This window comes from Streptomyces sp. NBC_01334, assembly GCF_035983595.1.
Classification (GTDB): domain Bacteria; phylum Actinomycetota; class Actinomycetes; order Streptomycetales; family Streptomycetaceae; genus Streptomyces; species Streptomyces coriariae.
The window spans coordinates 7286886-7304840 of sequence record NZ_CP130718.1 but is presented as its reverse complement, the minus strand read 5'-3'; the positions used below and the strand labels follow the sequence as shown (position 1 = coordinate 7304840).

The following is a 17955-nucleotide window of genomic DNA, read 5'->3' as shown; positions in this document are numbered from 1 at the left end:
TCCGGCCAACCCGTATCCAACTCGGTTGGCTCCTACACGCGTTGACCCGGTAAGGTCGTCCGAGCGACGTTCAGACAACGTTGTCGCATCGCGATCCCCGTCCGTGGCACCGTCCGGGCGGGGACACCCCGGACCGCCCCGCTCCCCCCTTGGGGCAGGCCCGGCTCGCGGGCCCGGTGGGCGTGCGGCTCACCACCCACCGGGCCCGCCCTGAGCTGCTCCCTCTCAGCCGACCCTGCAGGGAAGGCTCGTTGCACTGTCGCCGCCCGAACCGGAGACGACGTATCCGAACGTCGCACTCTGGCCCGGACTCAACGAGCCGTTCCAGCCGGCGTTGTGGACCATCACCGCCTGCCCGTTGTACGTCGCGTTGCCGCTCCACAGGCTGGCCACCGACTGACCGCTGGGCAGCGTCCAGTCGACCATCCAGCCGAGCATCGGAACGTCACCGGAGTTGGTGACGGTCACCTCGGACTGGTAGCCGCCGGTCCAGCTGTTCGTCGTCCGCCGAGTGGCCGTGCAGGTACCGGGCACGGGTTCCGTCGGGTTGCCCGGCTCATGGATGCCGGTTACCTCGCCGTTTCCGCCGTCGAAGACGACGTCGGAGCAGGAGTAGAAGGTCTCGGCACTGTCCGAGCGCTGCCAGACCATGTAGATGATGTGCCGGCCTGACTTGTTCGCCGGAAGTTGCCCGGTCCAGGAGTAGTTGGCCTCGACCGTGCCCGGACTGCCGTTGAGCGGGGGGTGGTCGACGGAGAGGAAGGGCTGGCTCTCCATCGCGTCCCAGGTGAGGGTCTGGGTCGGGTCGAAGCCGTCCTTGGTCACATAGACGTAGAACCAACCCGGGTGCGCGGCCCAGGCGTTGTAGGAGAAGTCGACGCTCGCGCCCGACGTGAGATGAGTGAGCGGCCAGTCGCTGCGGGCCGCATTGAAACCGGTGAAGTTGGTGTTGCCGCCGCTGCACAGCTGGCCGTCCGGCACGAAGCCTCGAGTGCGGCCTGCCCCGTCGGAGCGCAGCACCGAGAACCAGTTGTAGAACGGCGTGGTACCGCTTACCTGCTGCGCGTTCTTGCAGGCGGGGTTGACCGGTTTGATCTCACCGGTGTCGGTCAGCCCGTCCTGCCAGCACAGGAACGTGCGACTGCCGGGTTTCATGGGGGTGCCGTGAGCCTCGGCCTTGCCGCCGGTCGCGACGATCAGGCCCAGGGCGGGGACGGTGGCCAGCAGGGCGAGGAGGACGAGGAGGAGGGCCCGGGTGCGCAACCTCGACCGCGAGTTTGGCGTGATCATGACAGATTGCATGGCAATGAGTCCGCCTTCCGTGTACGGACCGTGCGTGCATGGGGTGCACTGCGGATGCGGGTGTGGGGGCGTGAAGTGGGAGCCTCCCGGACCCGAGCCCGACAGGTTCCGGTCCGCCGGACGCGAGCAGATGTGGGAGCGCTCCCACTTCACCTGTGGCGGAAGGTAGCGCCGTACGGCCCACTTGTAAACGGGCGCGTACGGCACTGCTGCGAAACGTCGGCTGTCAGTGGTGGTGCGGCGACGTCTGGAGGTGCCGGCGCAGAAGCTCCTTGCCGTAGTCGTTGCCGTTGGGTGTGCGGACCACGCAGTGCAGATGCTGCTGCGTCGGGGCCCCGCCATTGGTCTCGCCGTAGAGCGAGCCGAACGCGAACGGCGACTGACAGTCGACCTCGATCCAGATGACCGGGCTCTGGATCCGGCAGTAGAAAGCGGATTCGGCGGCCGTACCTCCCATCCAGGCGAAGTAGGTCTCGGCCAGATGCTTCCTGATCTCGGCCATCCGGACCTTGGCGACGTCGTCCTTGGCCTTGCCCACGAAACGGTCGATCAGCGTGAGCAGCAGCTTGCGCTGGGCGGCGGTGAACTGGGCGGCGAGGATGCCCTTGTACTCGACCACCGCGTTGTCCGTGAAGGCGCCGGCGGTGATCTCGTCGTTGTCCTTCTCGGACTTGAGGATCGCCCTCGACTGCTGGGTGGAGTCGAGGGAGTTGACGACCGCGAGCGCTGCCTCGATCTCCTCCTGCATCACCTCGGTCTTCGTACCGTCGATCTCCATCGAGGTCGGCTCGCAACCCCAGAAACACGGGCTCATGACCACCTGGTCGCCGAGAACGAAGTAGTTGACGACCAGATGGTGACCGTCGAACTGGAAGCCCCAGGGCTCGGTGGCGGAGGGCGTGCCCATGATCGTCCAGTAGTACGCCTCGGCGTACTGCGTGCTGTTGACCGCTTCGCAGGCAGCCTTGTTGATCTTCCGGGTGAGCTGGGTGGTTTCCAGACCCTGGGCGCTGAGTGCGGTCTTCAGCAGGGCCTCGCCGAGGGCGTTCTTCTCGTCGGAGAGATCCGCGATGGAAACACCCTGTCGGGAGTAGGCGTCGGTGTTGCTCCACAGCCGCCACTCGGTGGAGTGGACGGCGAACTGCACGTCGGTCTTCTCACTGTCGCTCAGCCCGGCGAGGAAGGCCTGGGCAGCGGCTGTCACCGGCGCGGTGGCGACCTTCTGCGAGTGGATCGTGTACAGGTCTTCGATCCGCTTGCCGTCCGTGGTGAGACCGAAGAACTCCTCCGTGATGCCCTCCGTCGGCATCGCCCCGCCGGCCCCGCCGCCCGGCCCGCCGCTGGGCGCACCACTCGGTGAGGCGGAGGCGGTGGCGTCCGCCGTGCCGGTGGCATCGTCGGCCATCGCGGCCCAGGCGCCGGCTCCGCCCATGGTCGCCACGGCGGTGGCACCGCTGGCGAGGAAAACCTTGCGCATGAAGTTTCGGCGGCCGGCGTGAGCGCGTCGACCGGGTTCGGGCTGCGGTTCCGCCTGCGGTTCCAGTTCCCCGGTGGTGGAATCGGTCATCTCCGCTGGCTCCCTTCGTCGTTGGCACGTCCGTGACGGAGTGCCGGGCCGGGGACGACTTTGGGTGCGGGAACTGAGGGAAAACTGAAGAGGTGGCTCGTGGAACACGAGGTAACACGAGGGAACGCGGGAAACGCGAGGGTTCGTCGGGCGCGTAGCCGGCTGGAACAGGGCCGATCGGGTGTTTCTGCCGCTTTCCCTGTGTGAACCGCTGTGGTGGCTCGACGCAACGAGACGACCGATGTGGATGACGTTGTCGATGTGGCCGACGTTGTCGATGCGATCGATGCGATCGACGCTGTCGAATCGTCGTCGTGGACAGCGGCTTCTTGGCGCCTGACCGGTACCAGCCGGAGCCTGCGAACCGAGGCAGCCGTTGGCACGGGTCTGCTGCGCGTGGTGATCAAGCCGAGGGATGCCCCCGCATGGTGTGGCGGGGCTTGCCGACTCGATCACCTCGGCAGGACTTCAGCTCATCGCACCGACACCCGTGGACTCCAGGTCAGGGTGTCCGCGCCGGTCTCCCCCGCAAGTGGCAGCTCCACCGTGAACTCCGTGCGGCCCGGTTCGCTGCGCACGTCGATGTGACCGCCGTGGGCCGACGTGATCGCCGCGACGATGGCGAGGCCGAGGCCGGCACCGCTGCCCGCGGTGGCGCGGGCCCGTGACGCGTCGGCGCGGGTGAAGCGTTCGAAAACCGTCGGGAGGAGGTCGGGCGGGATGCCGGGGCCGTCGTCCCGGACGCGCACCGCGCACATCCCCCGGCGCGCCTCCACCACCGCCACGACACTCGTGCCAACGGGTGTGTGCACACGTGCGTTGGCCAACAGGTTGGCGACCACCTGGTGGAGGCGTGCCTCGTCGCCGAGGACCAGGGGCGCCTCGTCGAGGCACAGCTCCAGTTGCCAGTCGTGACCGCTGCCCGCGGCCCGGGCGTCCCACACCGTCTCGGCGACGAGCGCCGCGAGGTCCACCTCGGCGGATTGCAGCGGTCTGCCCTCGTCCAGCCGGGCGAGCAGCAGCAGGTCCTCCACCAGACCCGTCATCCGCGCCGACTCGGCCGTCACCCGGCGCCAGGCCAGTCCCGGTTCGATGCGGTCCGTGCCCCGGTTCATCAGCTCCGCGTATCCGGCGATGGAGGCGAGGGGGGTGCGCAGTTCGTGGCTGGCGTCGGCCAGGAAGCGGCGCATGCGTTCCTCGCTGCGGCGCATCCGCTCCTCGCTGCGCTGGCGTTCGGCGAGCGAGGACTCCACGTGGTCGATCATGCGGTTCAGGGCGGCGCCCACCTGACCCGCCTCGCTGCCGGGGTCGGTGTCCCGTTCGGGAACCCGGGTGAGACCGGTTACCTCGCCGCGGCAGAGCGGGGCGTGCGAGACCTCGACGGCAGTGGCGGCGACCCTGCCGAGGGGGCGCAGCTGGCGTCGTATGACCACCGCGCAGACACAGCCGGCCACCGTCAGGCCCGCCGCGGCGACGACCGCCTCCACGACCACCAGGCCGCTGATCATGTCCTGGACGTCGTCCATCGGAAGTCCGGTGAGAACGCGTACACCGTTGTTGTCGAGCGCGGTGAAGCGGTAGGTGCCCAGCCCGGGGATCGTCCTGGTGTGCAGACCGCCGTCGGTCGCGAGGCCTTTCAGGGCCGCGATCTGTGTTTCCGTGAGGCTCTGTGGCGGGGCGTCCTGACCCACCGTCGCCGCCGCGAGGACGGTGCCGTCCGCGGCCAGACGGGCGGCGAGCATCCCGGCCGGATGGCCGCTCTCGTTGAGAAAGGTGAGGTCCTGCGTCAGGTCCGGGTGGAGGGAGGCGCCACCCAGGCTGCGTTCCGCGGCGTTGGTGACACGGTCGTCCAGGTTGCCCAGCAGGTAGGCACGCTGGGCGAAAACGGTGGTGAGCGCCATCACGGCGCACACGGCGACGAGAACGACGCTGATGAAGATCAGGAGACGCGTACGCAGGGAACCACCCCGCGGACCGGCATCCGCCCTACGGAAATCCCACCGGCGGACACCCCCAGAACGGACATCCCTCGGATGGACATCGGTCGGTGGTCGGACATCGGCCGGACGGGCGTCGGCCGGACGGGCGTCCCTCGAACCGGCAACCTGCGGACGGACGTTGCTCGGACGCATCCTCATCTTCCGTCCTCCGCGGGCCTGATGGCGTACCCCAGTCCGCGCACGGTATGGATCATGGGTGGGTGGCCGCGGTCGAGCTTGCGGCGCAGGCTCGAGATGTACACCTCGACGAGGTTTCCGCCGCCGTCGAAGGAGCTGGTCCAGACGCGGTCGAGGATCTGTGTCTTGCTCAGGACCTGCCGCGGGTGCTCCATCAGCATGCTGAGCAGTTCGAACTCCTTGGCGGTCAGGGTGATCCGCGAACCGTCCCGGTACACCTCACGGGACTCGCCGGTCACCACCAGGTCACCGAGGACGCGTACGGAGTCGTCGGTGCGGGTCCGTTCGGCACCGGACCGGCGCAGCAGTCCGCGCAGGCGCAGCACGACCTCCTCCAGGGAGAACGGTTTCGTGACGTAGTCGTCGGCCCCGTTCGCCAACCCGTCGATGCGGAACTCCAGGGCGTCGCGGGCGGTGAGCATGAGGATGGGCAGCTCGGGGTTCTCGTAGCGCAGACGGCGCAGCACCTGGATGCCGTCGAGGTCGGGCAGCATGCCGTCGAGGACGACGGCGTGCGGGGCGCAGCCGCGCGCGATCCTGAGCGCGCTGTGTCCGTCGGCGGCCGGGTAGGGGCGCCAGCCCGCCTCGGTGACGGCCACGGAGAGCACTTCGGTGAGCGCGGGCTCGTCGTCGACGATCAGAACGCGGACCCGTCCGCTTCGGGTACCGGAGATGCCAGCCATGTCCTGATCCTGTCCCGGTTGGCTGGGGGAACCCTGTGCTCCGACTGAGCCGAAGCCGTGTGAACCGGGGTTCTTCCCACCTGGGCCGGCCCGTGGCGGCGCACGGCTTTCCTTCCCGGGCCCCCGGGCACGCCCGCCGATTGCCCACCGAGTACCTGCCGAAAGCCCGCCGCCTGCCCGCCGCCTGCCGTGTTCCAAAGGGGCATCGGCGCTGGTCGGCCACGGGCCCGGCGTCCGGGCGGCACGACAGAGGGCCGCACCCCCGCTGACGGGGATGCGGCCCTCCACTACCGTGCCGTGCTGCTTGCACTGCTCCTTGCTGAACCGCTGCTCGATCGGTTGCGGAACCGCTTGCCCGATCGGTTACTTGCGGATCAGGCTGCGCAGCACGTACTGCAGGATGCCGCCGTTGCGGTAGTAGTCCGCCTCACCGGGGGTGTCGATGCGGACGACCGCGTCGAACTCCACACCGGTGTCGGTGGTGACCTTCACCGTAGCGGGGGTGGTGCCGTCGTTCAGCTCGGTGATGCCGGCGATGGAGAAGGCCTCCTCGCCGGTCAGGCCGAGGGTCTCGGCGGACTGGCCCGCCGGGTACTGCAGCGGGATGACGCCCATGCCGATGAGGTTCGAGCGGTGGATGCGCTCGTAGGACTCGGCGATGACGGCCTTGACGCCGAGCAGCGCGGTGCCCTTGGCGGCCCAGTCGCGGGACGAGCCGGAGCCGTACTCCTTGCCGGCCAGGATGACCAGCGGGATGCCCTGCTCGATGTAGTTGCGCGAGGCGTCGTAGATGAACGACACCGGCGCGTCGGCCTGGGTGAAGTCGCGGGTGTAACCGCCTTCCGTCCCCGGCGCGACCTGGTTGCGCAGGCGGATGTTGGCGAAGGTGCCCCTGATCATGACCTCGTGGTTGCCTCGGCGGGAGCCGTAGGAGTTGAAGTCACGTCGCTCGATGCCGTGCTCGGTGAGGTACTTGCCCGCCGGGGTGTCGGCCTTGATCGCGCCGGCCGGGGAGATGTGGTCGGTGGTGACCGAGTCGCCCAGCTTGGCCAGGACGCGCGCGTCGGCGATGTCGGAGACCGGGGTGGTCTCCATCGTCATGCCCTCGAAGTAGGGGGGCTTGCGGACGTAGGTCGACTCGGCGTCCCACTCGAAGGTGTTGCCGGTCGGGATCGGCAGCGCCTGCCACTGGGCGTCGCCCGCGAAGACGTCCTGGTAGGACTTGTTGAACATGTCCTCGCCGATGGCGTTCGCCACGACGTCGTTGACCTCGGCCTCGGAGGGCCAGATGTCGGCCAGGAAGACCGGCTTGCCCTCCTGGTCGACACCGAGCGCGTCGCGCGTGATGTCCACCTTCATGGAGCCCGCGAGGGCGTACGCGACGACCAGCGGCGGGGAGGCCAGGTAGTTCATCTTGACGTCGGGGTTGATCCGGCCCTCGAAGTTCCGGTTGCCGGAGAGGACCGAGGTGACCGCGAGGTCGTGGTCGTTGACGGCCTTGGAGACCTCCTCCGGCAGCGGGCCGGAGTTGCCGATGCAGGTGGTGCAGCCGTAGCCGACGAGGTTGAAGCCGACCTTGTCGAGGTACGGGGTGAGGCCCGCCTTGTCGAAGTAATCGGTTACGACCTTCGAACCCGGGGCGAGCGTGGTCTTGACCCACGGCTTGCGGGTCAGGCCCTTCTCCACGGCCTTCTTCGCGACGAGCGCGGCGGCGACCATGACGTACGGGTTGGAGGTGTTGGTGCAGGAGGTGATGGCCGCGACCGTCACCGCACCGTGGTCGATCTCGTACGTCGAGCCGTCGGGGGCGGTCACGGTGACCGGGTTCGACGGGGCGCCGTTGGGGTGGTTGGCCGGGGCGTCGGAGGCCGGGAAGGACTCCTTGCCCGCCTCGTCGGCGGTGTCCACGTAGTTGCGGACGTCGCTCTTGAACTGCTCGGCGGCGTTCGCGAGGACGATGCGGTCCTGCGGGCGCTTCGGGCCGGCGATGGACGGGACGACCGTGGAGAGGTCCAGCTCGAGCTTCTCGGAGAAGTCCGGCTCGGCCTGCGGGTCCAGCCAGAGGCCCTGCTGCTTGGCGTACGCCTCGACGAGCGCGACCTGCTGCTCGGAGCGGCCGGTGAGCTTGAGGTACTTCAGCGTCTCGTCGTCGATCGGGAAGATCGCGGCGGTGGAGCCGAACTCCGGCGACATGTTGCCGATGGTGGCGCGGTTCGCGAGCGAGGTGGCGGCGACGCCCTCGCCGTAGAACTCGACGAACTTGCCGACGACACCGTGCTTGCGGAGCATCTCGGTGATGGTCAGCACGAGGTCGGTGGCGGTGGTACCGGGGGTGAGCTCACCGGTGAGCTTGAAGCCCACGACACGCGGGATCAGCATCGAAACCGGTTGCCCGAGCATCGCAGCCTCGGCCTCGATGCCGCCGACGCCCCAGCCGAGGACGCCGAGGCCGTTGACCATGGTGGTGTGCGAGTCGGTGCCGACCAGGGTGTCGGGGTAGGCCTGGCCGTTACGGACCATGACCGTGCGAGCGAGGTGCTCGATGTTCACCTGGTGGACGATGCCGGTGCCCGGCGGGACGACCTTGAACTCGTCGAACGCGGTCTGGCCCCAGCGCAGGAACTGGTAGCGCTCCTTGTTGCGGCCGTACTCCAGCTCGACGTTCTGGGCGAAGGCGTCGTTGGTGCCGAACTTGTCGGCGATGACGGAGTGGTCGATGACCAGCTCGGCCGGGGCCAGCGGGTTGATCTTCGCCGGGTCACCGCCGAGCTCCTTGACGGCCTCACGCATGGTGGCGAGGTCGACGACACAGGGCACGCCGGTGAAGTCCTGCATGATCACGCGGGCCGGCGTGAACTGGATCTCCTGCGACGGCTGGGCCTGGGAGTCCCAGTTGCCGAGCGCAAGGATGTGGTCGGCGGTGATGTTCGCGCCGTCCTCGGTACGGAGCAGGTTCTCCAGCAGCACCTTCAGGCTGTACGGAAGGCGAGCCGAGCCTTCCACCTTGTCCAGCCGGAAGATCTCGTACGACTCGTCGCCCACCTGCAGCGTGCTGCGGGCGTCGAAGCTGTTCGCCGACACGACAGTCTCCTTCATTGATGTGCGCTTACCACCGCATCCTGCCGCCACGCAGACTTGGCCGATCCGCTAAGGTCAGGCTAAGTTAGGTAACCCTTACCAGGGTGGCGGCTGCGGGGCGCCTCGGCAGATATCTCGATGTCGAGATAACTCTAGTACATGGGGGCTGAATGGTCATGCCCGGGCTCGCTGTCCGCTCCCGGGGAAAGCCGGATGCCGTACTCGGCCAGCCAGGCCGACAGCTCCCGCCGGGAAGCACTGACGAGTTTGCCGCCGGTAGGGCGCACGTCGTCCGTGACCTCGGCCACGCACTGCGCGGGCGACCCGAAGGCCAGCGCCTCTTCGTCATCCGAGAACTCCGCCTCCGCGAGGACCAGGCCCTTCAGAGGCCCCTCGAAGACGTCGACACCCAGGGGCGGCACGCTGAACCGCGTCTTGGACAGCACCGCGGCCGACAGTGAGGCGAGGAGGTCGTACTCGGCCTGGGACAGGTAGGTGTTCGTGATCAGCCCCTGGACGGCGCCCAGCTGGTTCGCGGGCACCTTCTGGCTCCTGGGATCCGGTGTCCGGGCGTTCGCTCCGCCTGGGCCGCAACCGCGCTCCCTCCAGACAGCGGTCCCGGATCAGCCGGGTAACCGTTGTCGACGAAGGCGTCGGAGGAGCGGCCGGCAGAAACCGTCTCTTGCGCTCGATCCGCGCGCACTTCTGCTCCCTCACGGAATCAGTTTCCGTCCCGGCCGCTCCGATCCGACCCGCCCCGGCCGCAAGGGACGATCGGCTCGCTCACCCCTCAGCCCTCACGCTCCACCCCGCCCACCACCGCCGTCACGACCTTCGCGACCTCCGTCATCGCCGGCGGCTCGATGTTCCCGGCGCTCGCGAAGAGCAGGTGGGCCGCGCCGATCAAGGTGGGGGCGAGGGTGTCGACGTCGGCGTCCGGCGCGATGCGGCCGCGGGCCTGCTCGGCGGTGAGGTAGGCGGCGATCACGGCCGCCGCCTCCGTGAGGAGCGGGATTCCCTTCGAGCCGGCGGCGCGCAGGCGGGCGCGCAGTTCGTCGCGGGAGATGACTAGGGCGACGATCGCCACGGCGACCGAGCCGAACAGGTCGGCCAGGGTGGTGGTGAGGTTGGCGACGACCGTGCCGGTCCCGGCGGACTCGCGCAGGCCCTGCGCCCGGAGCCGGAGCCCACCGATGCGGTCGAGGACGAGTTCGGCGAGGAACGCGTCGAAGTCGGCGAAATGCCGGTGCAGCACGCCTTTGGCGCAACCCGCCTCGGTGGTGACCGCCCGGCTGGTCAACGCGGTCACCCCGTCACGTAGCAGGACGCGTTCGGCGGCATCGAACAGTTGCTCGCGAACATCGCGGATGGCCACTCCGGTCGGCGCCATGAGTCGCGGTCTCCCTTTTCGGTTGCACGGTCGGTCAGTTGCTCGATCGGTCTGCTGGTGAAGCAGCCTGTCGGTCTGTCGGTCTGTCGAGCGGCCTGTTGCTCAAGCGGTTCCTCAGCGACCTCGCCCCATTGGCGAGTGGGCATGCGCCCACTAGAGTGGGCGCATGCCCACTTTACCCACGCCCTCCGGCGACCAGCCCCCTGTCCGGTCCCGAGCCCAGCCCCACACGCACCGCCGGATGGCCGAGTCCTTCGGCGTCGACGCCGGACGCTACGACCGGACCCGCCCCCGATATCCCGCCGCGCTGATCGAGCGGATCGTCGCCGACCGGTCCGGGGCCGACCCCCTGCGCATCCTCGACGTCGGCTGCGGCACCGGGATCGTCGCCCGGCAACTCCAGGCGGCCGGCTGCCTGGTGCTCGGGGTCGAGCCCGACGAGAGGATGGCCGAGGAGGCCCGCGTCCACGGAGTGGAGGCCGAGATCGCGACGTTCGAGTCGTGGGAGCCGGCGGGCCGCACCTTCGATGCCGTCGTCGCCGGCCAGGCCTGGCACTGGATCGATCCGGTCGCGGGGGCCGCGAAGGCCGCACGGACACTGCGAGCGGGCGGACGGCTCGCCGCGTTCTGGAACGTACACAGGCTCCCCGACGATCTGGCGACGGCACTGGCCGGCGCCTACGGTCGAGTGGCACCCGACTCGCCGGTCGACCTCGGCGCGGCCATGCGGCCCGGCACGGACGGCTATCAGGCGGCGGCCACGGAAGCCGCCGACGCCATCCGGGGGACGGAAGGTTTCGGCGAGCCGGAGCAGTGGCGGTTCGACTGGGAGTGGACCTACACCCGGGACGCCTGGCTGGACCAGATGCGCACCCACGGCATCCTCACCCACCTTCCCTCCGACCAGGTGGCGCAGGTGCTGGCCGAGGTCGGGGCCGCGATCGACGCGAGGGGCGGCAGTTTCACCGCACCGTACGCGACCGTGGCGGTGACGGCGGTGCGGGACGTCGACACCTGAACGAGCTGCGGAGTGAGGGGTATTGGATGCACACCGGTCATGGGTCCGCCGAGTCGGGGTAGACGGGTGCGAACGGACGCCACGCAACGAAGGAGGCTCGATGCCCCTCACCTTCCGCAAGAGTTTCCGCATCCTCCCCGGGGTGCGACTGAACATCAATCGCCGTTCCTGGTCGATCACGACCGGCGGCGGCAAGCACGGACCGCGTCACACGCACAGCAGCACCGGACGTCGTACGACATCGGTTGATTTGCCCGGACCTTTCGGGTGGCGGCGTACCCGTAAGGACAGGCACCATTGACAACACGTCACCCGAATGGACCCCCCAAGAGGTGCCATCTCATATCTGAGATAGCCTCAACCCCATGGCAGACGACTACCTCGTACGCATCGGCAAGCTCATCCGTGACGCCCGACAGCACCGGGGCTGGACACAAGCGCAGCTGGCCGAGGCGCTCGCAACCAGCCAGAGTGCCGTCAACCGCATCGAGCGAGGCAACCAAAACATCAGCCTTGAGATGATCGCTCGAATCGGTGAAGCCCTGGACAGTGAAATCGTCTCGCTGGGCTACGCGGGACCGATGCACCTGCGGGTCGTGGGCGGCCGTCGGCTGTCCGGCGCGATCGACGTGAAAACCAGCAAGAACGCTTGCGTGGCCCTGCTGTGCGCCTCGCTGCTCAACCAGGGGCGCACGGTGCTGCGCCGGGTCGCCCGGATCGAGGAGGTCTACCGCCTCCTCGAGGTCCTGAACTCCATCGGCGTACGGACCCGTTGGATCAACGACGGTGTCGACCTGGAGATCGTGCCGCCGGTCGAGCTGGACATGGGCGCGATCGACGCAGAGGCCGCCGTACGCACCCGTTCCATCATCATGTTCCTCGGTCCGCTGCTGCACCGGATGAACCACTTCAAGCTGCCGTACGCCGGTGGCTGCGACCTCGGTACGCGGACCATCGAGCCGCACATGATCGCGCTGCGCCGGTTCGGGCTGGAGGTCGCGGCGACGGAGGGGCAGTACCACGCCGTCGTCGACCGTGCCGTCCGCCCGGACCGGCCGATCGTGCTGACCGAGCGCGGGGACACGGTTACCGAAAACGCTCTGCTGGCCGCCTCCCGGTACGACGGTGTAACCGTTATCCGCAACGCCTCTTCCAACTACATGGTCCAGGACCTGTGTTTCTTCCTGGAGGCGCTCGGGGTGCGGGTCGAGGGCATCGGCAGCACCACGCTCACCGTGCACGGCGTGCCGAACATCAACGTCGACGTCGACTACTCGCCGTCCGAGGACCCGGTCGAGGCGATGAGCCTGCTGGCCGCCGCCGTCGTCACGGAGTCGGAGCTGACGGTGCGCCGGGTGCCCATCGAGTTCCTTGAGATCGAGCTGGCGGTCCTGGAGGAGATGGGGCTCGACCACGACCGTACGCCGGAGTACCCGGCCGACAACGGCCGCACCCGTCTGATCGACCTCACCGTCCGGCCCTCCAAGCTGGAAGCGCCGATCGACAAGATCCACCCGATGCCGTTCCCCGGGCTGAACATCGACAACGTCCCGTTCTTCGCGGCCATCGCGGCCGTCGCACAGGGCAAGACCCTCATCCACGACTGGGTCTACGACAACCGCGCGATCTACCTGACCGACCTGAACCGGCTCGGCGGACGGCTCCAACTCCTCGACCCGCACCGGGTGTTGGTCGAGGGTCCGACGCGCTGGCGGGCCGCCGAGATGATGTGCCCGCCGGCTCTGCGTCCCGCGGTGGTCGTACTGCTGGCGATGATGGCGGCGGAGGGCACCTCGGTGCTGCGCAACGTGTACGTCATCAACCGCGGTTACGAGGACCTCGCCGAGCGGCTGAACTCCGTCGGGGCGCAGATCGAGATCTTCCGGGACATCTGACCGGCGAGTGCCGCCGCGTCTTCTTCGACCCGCACGAGCGCAGGTCCGGAGAGGGCGCGGCGGCACTGTGGGGCTGCTTCTGAGCCCGGTGCTGCTGAGCCTGGGAGCCGCTGAGCCTGGGGGCTTGTGAGCCTGGGGGCTTCGGAGGTTCGGAGCCTCTGAGTCTCCGGGGAACCGGGCCTCGGCTCTTGCTCGGCGTCGGGCATGCGCACCCCTGCGCACGGTCGGGTGGCCGTTGATCGCCTATCTTGGCGCCTATGCAGTCCTACACGATCGGCCAGGCGGCGCGTCTGCTCGGGGTGAGTCCGGACACCGCGCGGCGGTGGGCGGACGCGGGCCGGGTGGCCACACACCGGGACGAGGGCGGGCGACGCCTCATCGACGGCAGGGATCTGGCTGCCTTCTCGGTGGAGCTGGCCAAGGGCGGTGGCGGCGAGGAAGGCGCCTCGTACACCTCGGTCCGCAATGCCTTTCCCGGCATCGTCACGGCCGTGAAACTCGGTGATGTCGCCGCCCAGGTGGAGATCCAGGCAGGGCCGCACCGACTCGTGTCGTTGCTGACGCGGGAAGCCGTGGAGGAACTGGGGCTGGAGGTCGGGGTGGAGGCCACCGCCCGGGTGAAGTCGACGAACGTGCACATCGACCGGACCTGAGAGCGCGGAGCAGCCGTGGCCGCCACCGTTCGCGCGTGGCGACGACCAGGACGCCCGTCGGTTCCGCCCGGCTCCCAGCTCACGGGGCGCCCTCCGTCGTCGCCGCGCTGGTATCGCTCGGCGTCACGCCCACGAGGTGTAGCCGCCGTCCACGTGGATCGCGCTGACGCCGCTGACGTGCCGCGCACCGCAGCGGTCCTGCGGAAGGACGAGCTGGGGTCCGGCGCGGTCGAGCGGAGTGTCGTCGATGGTGACCGCGAGGAGGACGGGCGCGCGCCCGAAGTCGGGGTCGATCTCCGCCCAGGACAGCGGGGCGTGGTGACCCTCCGCGCCGGCCACCGCGATCAGGAAGCGCAGACGGTCCCTGCGCCGGGCCGGGTCGAAGCCGGGGCCGGCGTCCGCGAGGACCTCGTGCAGCAGCGGTCCGGTGAAGCGGTGGTGCCGGAGGCCGCTGGTGGCGCATCCGAAGGGCACCTCGGCCCGATGCTGCGGCCAGCCGAGCAGATCGGGCACAGTGAGTCTGGCCGGCCGGGTCAGATCGCCGGCGAGGACGAGTTCCGCCACCGGACCGACAGCCGCACCGGCGACGGTTTCGGCAGCTGTTTCAGCGACGGTTTCAGCAACTGATTCAGCAACTGTTTCTGCGACGGTTTCAGCGGCTGTACTGGCGGTCGTACCGGCGGCTGCGAGGGACTGGGGCACGGGCTACCACCTCCTGGACGACCGTACCCGGACCCGACTGCCGTGCAAACGCACATGCCACCCCTTCCGATCTCGGTTCCGGCTCATGCGAAGCGACAGGAGACTTTCTCCTTGCATCTGCGGCAGTATCATCAGCGCATGCGCACCTACCGGATCGGGGACGCTGTCGCCTTGCTCGGTGTCAGCGCCGACACCGTGAGGCGCCTGGTCGACGGCGGGAAACTCACCGCCGAACGCGACGAGCTGGGCCGCCGGATCATCCCGGGGCCGGCCCTCGCGGCCTACGTCCGGCAGGTGCACCGCGCGGAATGGGGATCCACCGGCTCCTCGGCCCGCAACCGCCTTTCCGGCATCGTCCCCGAGATGCTCCTCGGGGACGTGTCGGCGCAGGTGGAGATTCAGGCCGGACCGTTCCGGGTGGTGGCGCTGGTCAGCCGTGAGTCGGCCGATGAACTGGAGCTGGAGCCCGGTGTTCCGGCGGTTGCCGTGATCAAGTCGACCAACGTGGTCGTCGAGAGACCGTGAACGGTCCGTCAGGATCACACGTGATTGTGTCCGTCAGGACCAGAGGGAGTGGACCCGTGATGACCCGTACCGCGCGCCGGACCGGCCGACCGATGCAGGTGGCCGCCCTGGGAGTCACCGCGCTGCTGGCCCTGAGCGCCTGCTCCTCGTCGACGGACTCCGGTTCCTCCGCGTCCGCGTCGGACCAGCTGTCCGGCACGGTCACCGTGTTCGCCGCGGCCTCCCTCAAGGAGAGCTTCACGGCGCTGGGCAAGGAGTTCGAGAAGGCGCACCCCGGCACGAAGGTCACCTTCAGCTTCGGCGGCAGCGACTCCCTCGCCGCGAGCATCACCGGCGGCGCCCCGGCGGACGTGTTCGCGTCCGCCAGCCCCAAGACGATGAAGATCGTCACAGATGCGGGGGACGCCTCGGGGACGCCCGCCACCTTCGTCCGCAACCAGCTGGAGATCGCCACCCTGCCGGGCAACCCCGACAAGATCGCCTCCCTCGAGGACCTCACCGAGGCGAGCCTGAAGGTCGTGCTCTGCGACAAGACGGTGCCCTGCGGCGCCGCCGCCCAGAAGGCCCTCGACGCGAGCAAGCTGAAGCTCACCCCCGTCTCCTACGAGCAGGACGTCAAGGCCGCCCTGACCAAGGTGGAGCTGAAGGAGGCCGACGCGGCCGTCGTCTACAAGACGGATGTGCACGCCGCGGGTGACAAGGTGGAGGGCGTGGAGTTCCCCGAGTCGGCCGACGCCGTCAACGACTACCCGATCGTCCAGCTCAAGGACGCGCAGAACACCGCTGCGGCCAAGGCGTTCATCACGCTGGTGCAGTCCGCCGAGGGCCAGAAGGTCCTGACCGAGGCCGGGTTCCTCCAGCCGTGACCCTCCCGACCGACAGGTCCGACGTCGCGGCCGACACCATCCGAGGTGGGCCGCGGCGCCGACGTGTCCGGGCCCAGGTGCGCGGCGTGCCGCTGCCCCTGCTGGTGCCCGCGCTGATCGGCGTGGCGTTTCTGGTCGTGCCGCTGATCGCCCTGCTGGTACGGGCCCCGTGGCGCAGCCTGCCCGAGCTGCTGACCAGCGCCGAGGTGTGGCAGGCGCTCCGGCTGTCGCTGGTCTGCGCCACCGCCGCCACCGCCGTGAGTCTGGTCGTCGGCGTGCCGCTGGCCTGGTTGCTGGCCCGCGTCGAGTTCCCCGGGCGCGGCCTCGTCCGGGCCCTCGTCACCCTGCCGCTCGTCCTGCCGCCGGTGGTCGGCGGTGTGGCGCTGCTGATGGCGCTGGGCCGCAACGGCATCGTCGGCAAGACGCTGGACTCCTGGTTCGGCGTCACGCTGCCGTTCACCACCGCCGGGGTCGTGGTCGCCGAGGCGTTCGTCGCCATGCCGTTCCTCGTCATCAGCGTCGAGGGCACCCTGCGCGCCGCCGACCCGCGCTACGAGGAGGCGGCCGCCACCCTCGGCGCCTCCCGTTTCACCGCGTTCCGCCGGGTCACGCTGCCGTTGATCGCACCGGGCGTCGCGGCCGGCGCGGTCCTGGCGTGGGCCCGGGCGCTCGGCGAGTTCGGCGCGACGATCACCTTCGCCGGCAACTTCCCCGGCCGCACCCAGACCATGCCGTTGGCCGTGTATCTGGCCCTTCAGAGTGACCCGGAGGCCGCCATCGCCCTCAGCCTGGTCCTGCTGGCCGTGTCCGTCGCGGTGCTGGCGGGCCTGCGCGACCGTTGGATGACAGCGGGATGACCGAGCCCGAGCCCGAGAAGACCGCCGCCGACTCCCGGACCGTCCACGACATCCACGACGTCCGCGACGTACACGACGTACGCCCCGCCGGCACGTTCGCGGACGGGCTCGATGTCCGCCGCGCCGACGCCACGGCGGACGGGCTCGACGCCCACCTGGTCGTGGAGCGCGGCGCGTTCCGGCTCGACGTGGCGCTGAACGTGGCGCCGGGTGAGGTGGTCGCCCTGCTCGGTCCCAACGGCGCGGGGAAGACCACCGCGCTGCGCGCCCTCGCCGGTCTGACGCCGCTCACCGGCGGCCGGCTACGGCTGGACGGCAGCGCGTTGGACGGTACGCCGCCGGAGTCCCGCCCGGTCGGTGTCGTCTTCCAGGACTACCTGCTCTTCCCGCATCTGACCGCCCTGGACAACGTGGCCTTCGGGCCGCGCTGCCAGGGCGCGACGAAGGCGGAGGCCCGTGCCCAGGCCGCCGAGTGGCTGGACCGGCTGGGTCTGGCGGCGCACGCCGGCGACAGGCCGCGCAGGCTGTCCGGGGGCCAGGCCCAGCGGGTCGCCCTGGCCCGTGCGCTGGCGACCCGACCGCGGCTGCTGCTCCTGGACGAGCCGCTCGCGGCCCTGGACGCCCGCACCCGGCTGGAGGTCCGTGCCCAACTACGGTGCCACCTGGCCGAGTTCGAGGCCGTCGCTGTCCTGGTCACACACGATCCGCTGGACGCCATGGTGCTCGCCGACCGACTGGTCGTCGTCGAGCACGGGCGGGTCGTCCAGGAGGGCGCGCCGTCCGACATCGCACGCCATCCCCGAACGGACTACATCGCCCAGCTGGTCGGCCTGAACCTCTACCGGGGCGAGGCCGACGGTCACACCGTCCGCCTCGACGCCGGCCCACCCATCACCACCACCGAGGTCCTGTCCGGCCCGGTTTTCGTGGCGTTCCCGCCGAGCGCGGTCACCCTCTACCGCGACCGCCCGACCGGCGCCAGCGCCCGCAACCTCTGGCACTGCGAGGTCGTCGGCCTGGAGACCCACGGTGACCAGATCCGCGCCGACCTCACCGGCGAACTCCCGCTCGCCGCGGACCTCACGACGGTCGCCGCGGCCGAACTCGATCTGCACCCGGGGGCACGGGTCTGGGCGGCGGTGAAGGCCGCACAGACCCACGCCTACCCGGTCTGAGGCGACGCCGGGAGCGGGCCCGTCCAGGCACGGGAGCAGTTGGGAACGGTCTGGGCCGGTCGATAGC

16 protein-coding genes are annotated in these 17955 nt (G+C 69.6%); 8 read left to right on the top strand and 8 right to left on the bottom strand.

Going from position 1 to position 17955, the window contains the following annotated elements; genetic code table 11:
• Positions 1 to 225: 225 nt before the first annotated feature.
• The 7 genes from OG736_RS32775 to OG736_RS32745 all read right to left on the bottom strand — a co-directional run bounded on the left by OG736_RS32775 (position 226) and on the right by OG736_RS32745 (position 10197).
• A complete protein-coding gene (locus OG736_RS32775) occupies positions 226 to 1290 on the bottom strand; it encodes a lytic polysaccharide monooxygenase auxiliary activity family 9 protein (RefSeq protein ID WP_327185570.1) in 1065 nt (354 codons plus the stop codon).
• Positions 1291 to 1528: 238 nt separating this feature from the next.
• Positions 1529 to 2869 carry a DUF3500 domain-containing protein gene (locus OG736_RS32770; protein WP_327185569.1) on the bottom strand — a complete coding sequence of 447 codons (1341 nt, stop codon included), beginning with the start codon at positions 2867 to 2869 and terminating at the stop codon, positions 1529 to 1531.
• Between the two features lie 473 nt (positions 2870 to 3342).
• Positions 3343 to 4770 (bottom strand): HAMP domain-containing sensor histidine kinase, encoded by a 1428-nt coding sequence (locus OG736_RS32765; protein WP_327185568.1) that lies wholly within the window; start codon positions 4768 to 4770, stop codon positions 3343 to 3345.
• A gap of 233 nt (positions 4771 to 5003) precedes the next feature.
• Positions 5004 to 5729: a response regulator transcription factor gene (locus tag OG736_RS32760; RefSeq protein ID WP_327185567.1), complete on the bottom strand. Its 726-nt coding sequence runs from the start codon at positions 5727 to 5729 to the stop codon at positions 5004 to 5006.
• Between the two features lie 363 nt (positions 5730 to 6092).
• Entirely contained in the window at positions 6093 to 8810 is a 2718-nt protein-coding gene (gene acnA, locus OG736_RS32755) for an aconitate hydratase AcnA (RefSeq protein WP_327185566.1), read from the bottom strand.
• A gap of 149 nt (positions 8811 to 8959) precedes the next feature.
• On the bottom strand, positions 8960 to 9349 hold the full coding sequence (locus tag OG736_RS32750; RefSeq protein ID WP_327185565.1) for a CYTH domain-containing protein: 390 nt from the start codon (positions 9347 to 9349) through the stop codon (positions 8960 to 8962).
• 248 nt (positions 9350 to 9597) lie between these two features.
• Complete coding sequence (locus tag OG736_RS32745; protein WP_327185564.1) at positions 9598 to 10197, bottom strand: TetR/AcrR family transcriptional regulator; 600 nt, start codon at positions 10195 to 10197, stop codon at positions 9598 to 9600.
• A 166-nt stretch (positions 10198 to 10363) separates the two neighbouring features.
• Between OG736_RS32745 and OG736_RS32740 the strand changes: the two genes are divergently transcribed.
• The 4 genes from OG736_RS32740 to OG736_RS32725 all read left to right on the top strand — a co-directional run bounded on the left by OG736_RS32740 (position 10364) and on the right by OG736_RS32725 (position 13763).
• A complete protein-coding gene (locus OG736_RS32740; RefSeq protein WP_442817101.1) occupies positions 10364 to 11215 on the top strand; it encodes a class I SAM-dependent methyltransferase in 852 nt (283 codons plus the stop codon).
• Positions 11216 to 11315: 100 nt separating this feature from the next.
• On the top strand, positions 11316 to 11516 hold the full coding sequence (locus OG736_RS32735) for a DUF4236 domain-containing protein (protein WP_327185563.1): 201 nt from the start codon (positions 11316 to 11318) through the stop codon (positions 11514 to 11516).
• A gap of 64 nt (positions 11517 to 11580) precedes the next feature.
• The gene (locus OG736_RS32730; protein WP_327185562.1) at positions 11581 to 13110 is read left to right on the top strand and encodes a UDP-N-acetylglucosamine 1-carboxyvinyltransferase; all 1530 of its coding nucleotides are present in this window, start codon (positions 11581 to 11583) and stop codon (positions 13108 to 13110) included.
• A 257-nt stretch (positions 13111 to 13367) separates the two neighbouring features.
• Positions 13368 to 13763 carry a TOBE domain-containing protein gene (locus tag OG736_RS32725; RefSeq protein ID WP_054243411.1) on the top strand — a complete coding sequence of 132 codons (396 nt, stop codon included), beginning with the start codon at positions 13368 to 13370 and terminating at the stop codon, positions 13761 to 13763.
• 123 nt (positions 13764 to 13886) lie between these two features.
• Here OG736_RS32725 and OG736_RS32720 read toward each other — a convergent pair whose 3' ends face one another.
• Positions 13887 to 14327 (bottom strand): molybdopterin-binding protein, encoded by a 441-nt coding sequence (locus tag OG736_RS32720; RefSeq protein WP_327185561.1) that lies wholly within the window; start codon positions 14325 to 14327, stop codon positions 13887 to 13889.
• Between the two features lie 276 nt (positions 14328 to 14603).
• Here OG736_RS32720 and OG736_RS32715 point away from each other — a divergent pair, with 276 nt between their 5' ends.
• Genes OG736_RS32715 through OG736_RS32700 form a run of 4 tightly spaced genes read left to right on the top strand, consistent with a single transcriptional unit; the run spans position 14604 to position 17888 of the window.
• A complete protein-coding gene (locus OG736_RS32715) occupies positions 14604 to 14990 on the top strand; it encodes a TOBE domain-containing protein (RefSeq protein WP_327185560.1) in 387 nt (128 codons plus the stop codon).
• Between the two features lie 59 nt (positions 14991 to 15049).
• Positions 15050 to 15856: a molybdate ABC transporter substrate-binding protein gene (modA, locus tag OG736_RS32710; protein WP_327185559.1), complete on the top strand. Its 807-nt coding sequence runs from the start codon at positions 15050 to 15052 to the stop codon at positions 15854 to 15856.
• Positions 15853 to 16713 (top strand): molybdate ABC transporter permease subunit, encoded by an 861-nt coding sequence (gene modB / locus OG736_RS32705; protein ID WP_327185558.1) that lies wholly within the window; start codon positions 15853 to 15855, stop codon positions 16711 to 16713. Before modA ends, modB begins: the two co-directional genes overlap by 4 nt.
• Positions 16710 to 17888, top strand: coding sequence for an ABC transporter ATP-binding protein (locus OG736_RS32700; protein WP_327185557.1), 1179 nt, complete (start codon positions 16710 to 16712; stop codon positions 17886 to 17888). Before modB ends, OG736_RS32700 begins: the two co-directional genes overlap by 4 nt.
• Positions 17889 to 17955 lie beyond the last annotated feature (67 nt).

Bases quoted from the DNA above. Each gene is read 5' to 3' on its own strand.
- modA (WP_327185559.1), top strand. From the start codon at position 15,050: ATGACCCGTACCGCGCGCCGGACCGGCCGACCGATGCAGGTGGCCGCC.
- OG736_RS32700 (WP_327185557.1), top strand. From the start codon at position 16,710: ATGACCGAGCCCGAGCCCGAGAAGACCGCCGCCGACTCCCGGACCGTC.
- OG736_RS32745 (WP_327185564.1), bottom strand. From the start codon at position 10,197: ATGGCGCCGACCGGAGTGGCCATCCGCGATGTTCGCGAGCAACTGTTC.
- OG736_RS32730 (WP_327185562.1), top strand. From the start codon at position 11,581: ATGGCAGACGACTACCTCGTACGCATCGGCAAGCTCATCCGTGACGCC.
- OG736_RS32765 (WP_327185568.1), bottom strand. From the start codon at position 4,770: ATGGCGCTCACCACCGTTTTCGCCCAGCGTGCCTACCTGCTGGGCAAC.
- OG736_RS32715 (WP_327185560.1), top strand. From the start codon at position 14,604: ATGCGCACCTACCGGATCGGGGACGCTGTCGCCTTGCTCGGTGTCAGC.
- OG736_RS32775 (WP_327185570.1), bottom strand. From the start codon at position 1,290: ATGATCACGCCAAACTCGCGGTCGAGGTTGCGCACCCGGGCCCTCCTC.
- OG736_RS32725 (WP_054243411.1), top strand. From the start codon at position 13,368: ATGCAGTCCTACACGATCGGCCAGGCGGCGCGTCTGCTCGGGGTGAGT.
- OG736_RS32735 (WP_327185563.1), top strand. From the start codon at position 11,316: ATGCCCCTCACCTTCCGCAAGAGTTTCCGCATCCTCCCCGGGGTGCGA.
- OG736_RS32740 (WP_442817101.1), top strand. From the start codon at position 10,364: ATGCCCACTTTACCCACGCCCTCCGGCGACCAGCCCCCTGTCCGGTCC.
- OG736_RS32770 (WP_327185569.1), bottom strand. From the start codon at position 2,869: ATGACCGATTCCACCACCGGGGAACTGGAACCGCAGGCGGAACCGCAG.
- OG736_RS32760 (WP_327185567.1), bottom strand. From the start codon at position 5,729: ATGGCTGGCATCTCCGGTACCCGAAGCGGACGGGTCCGCGTTCTGATC.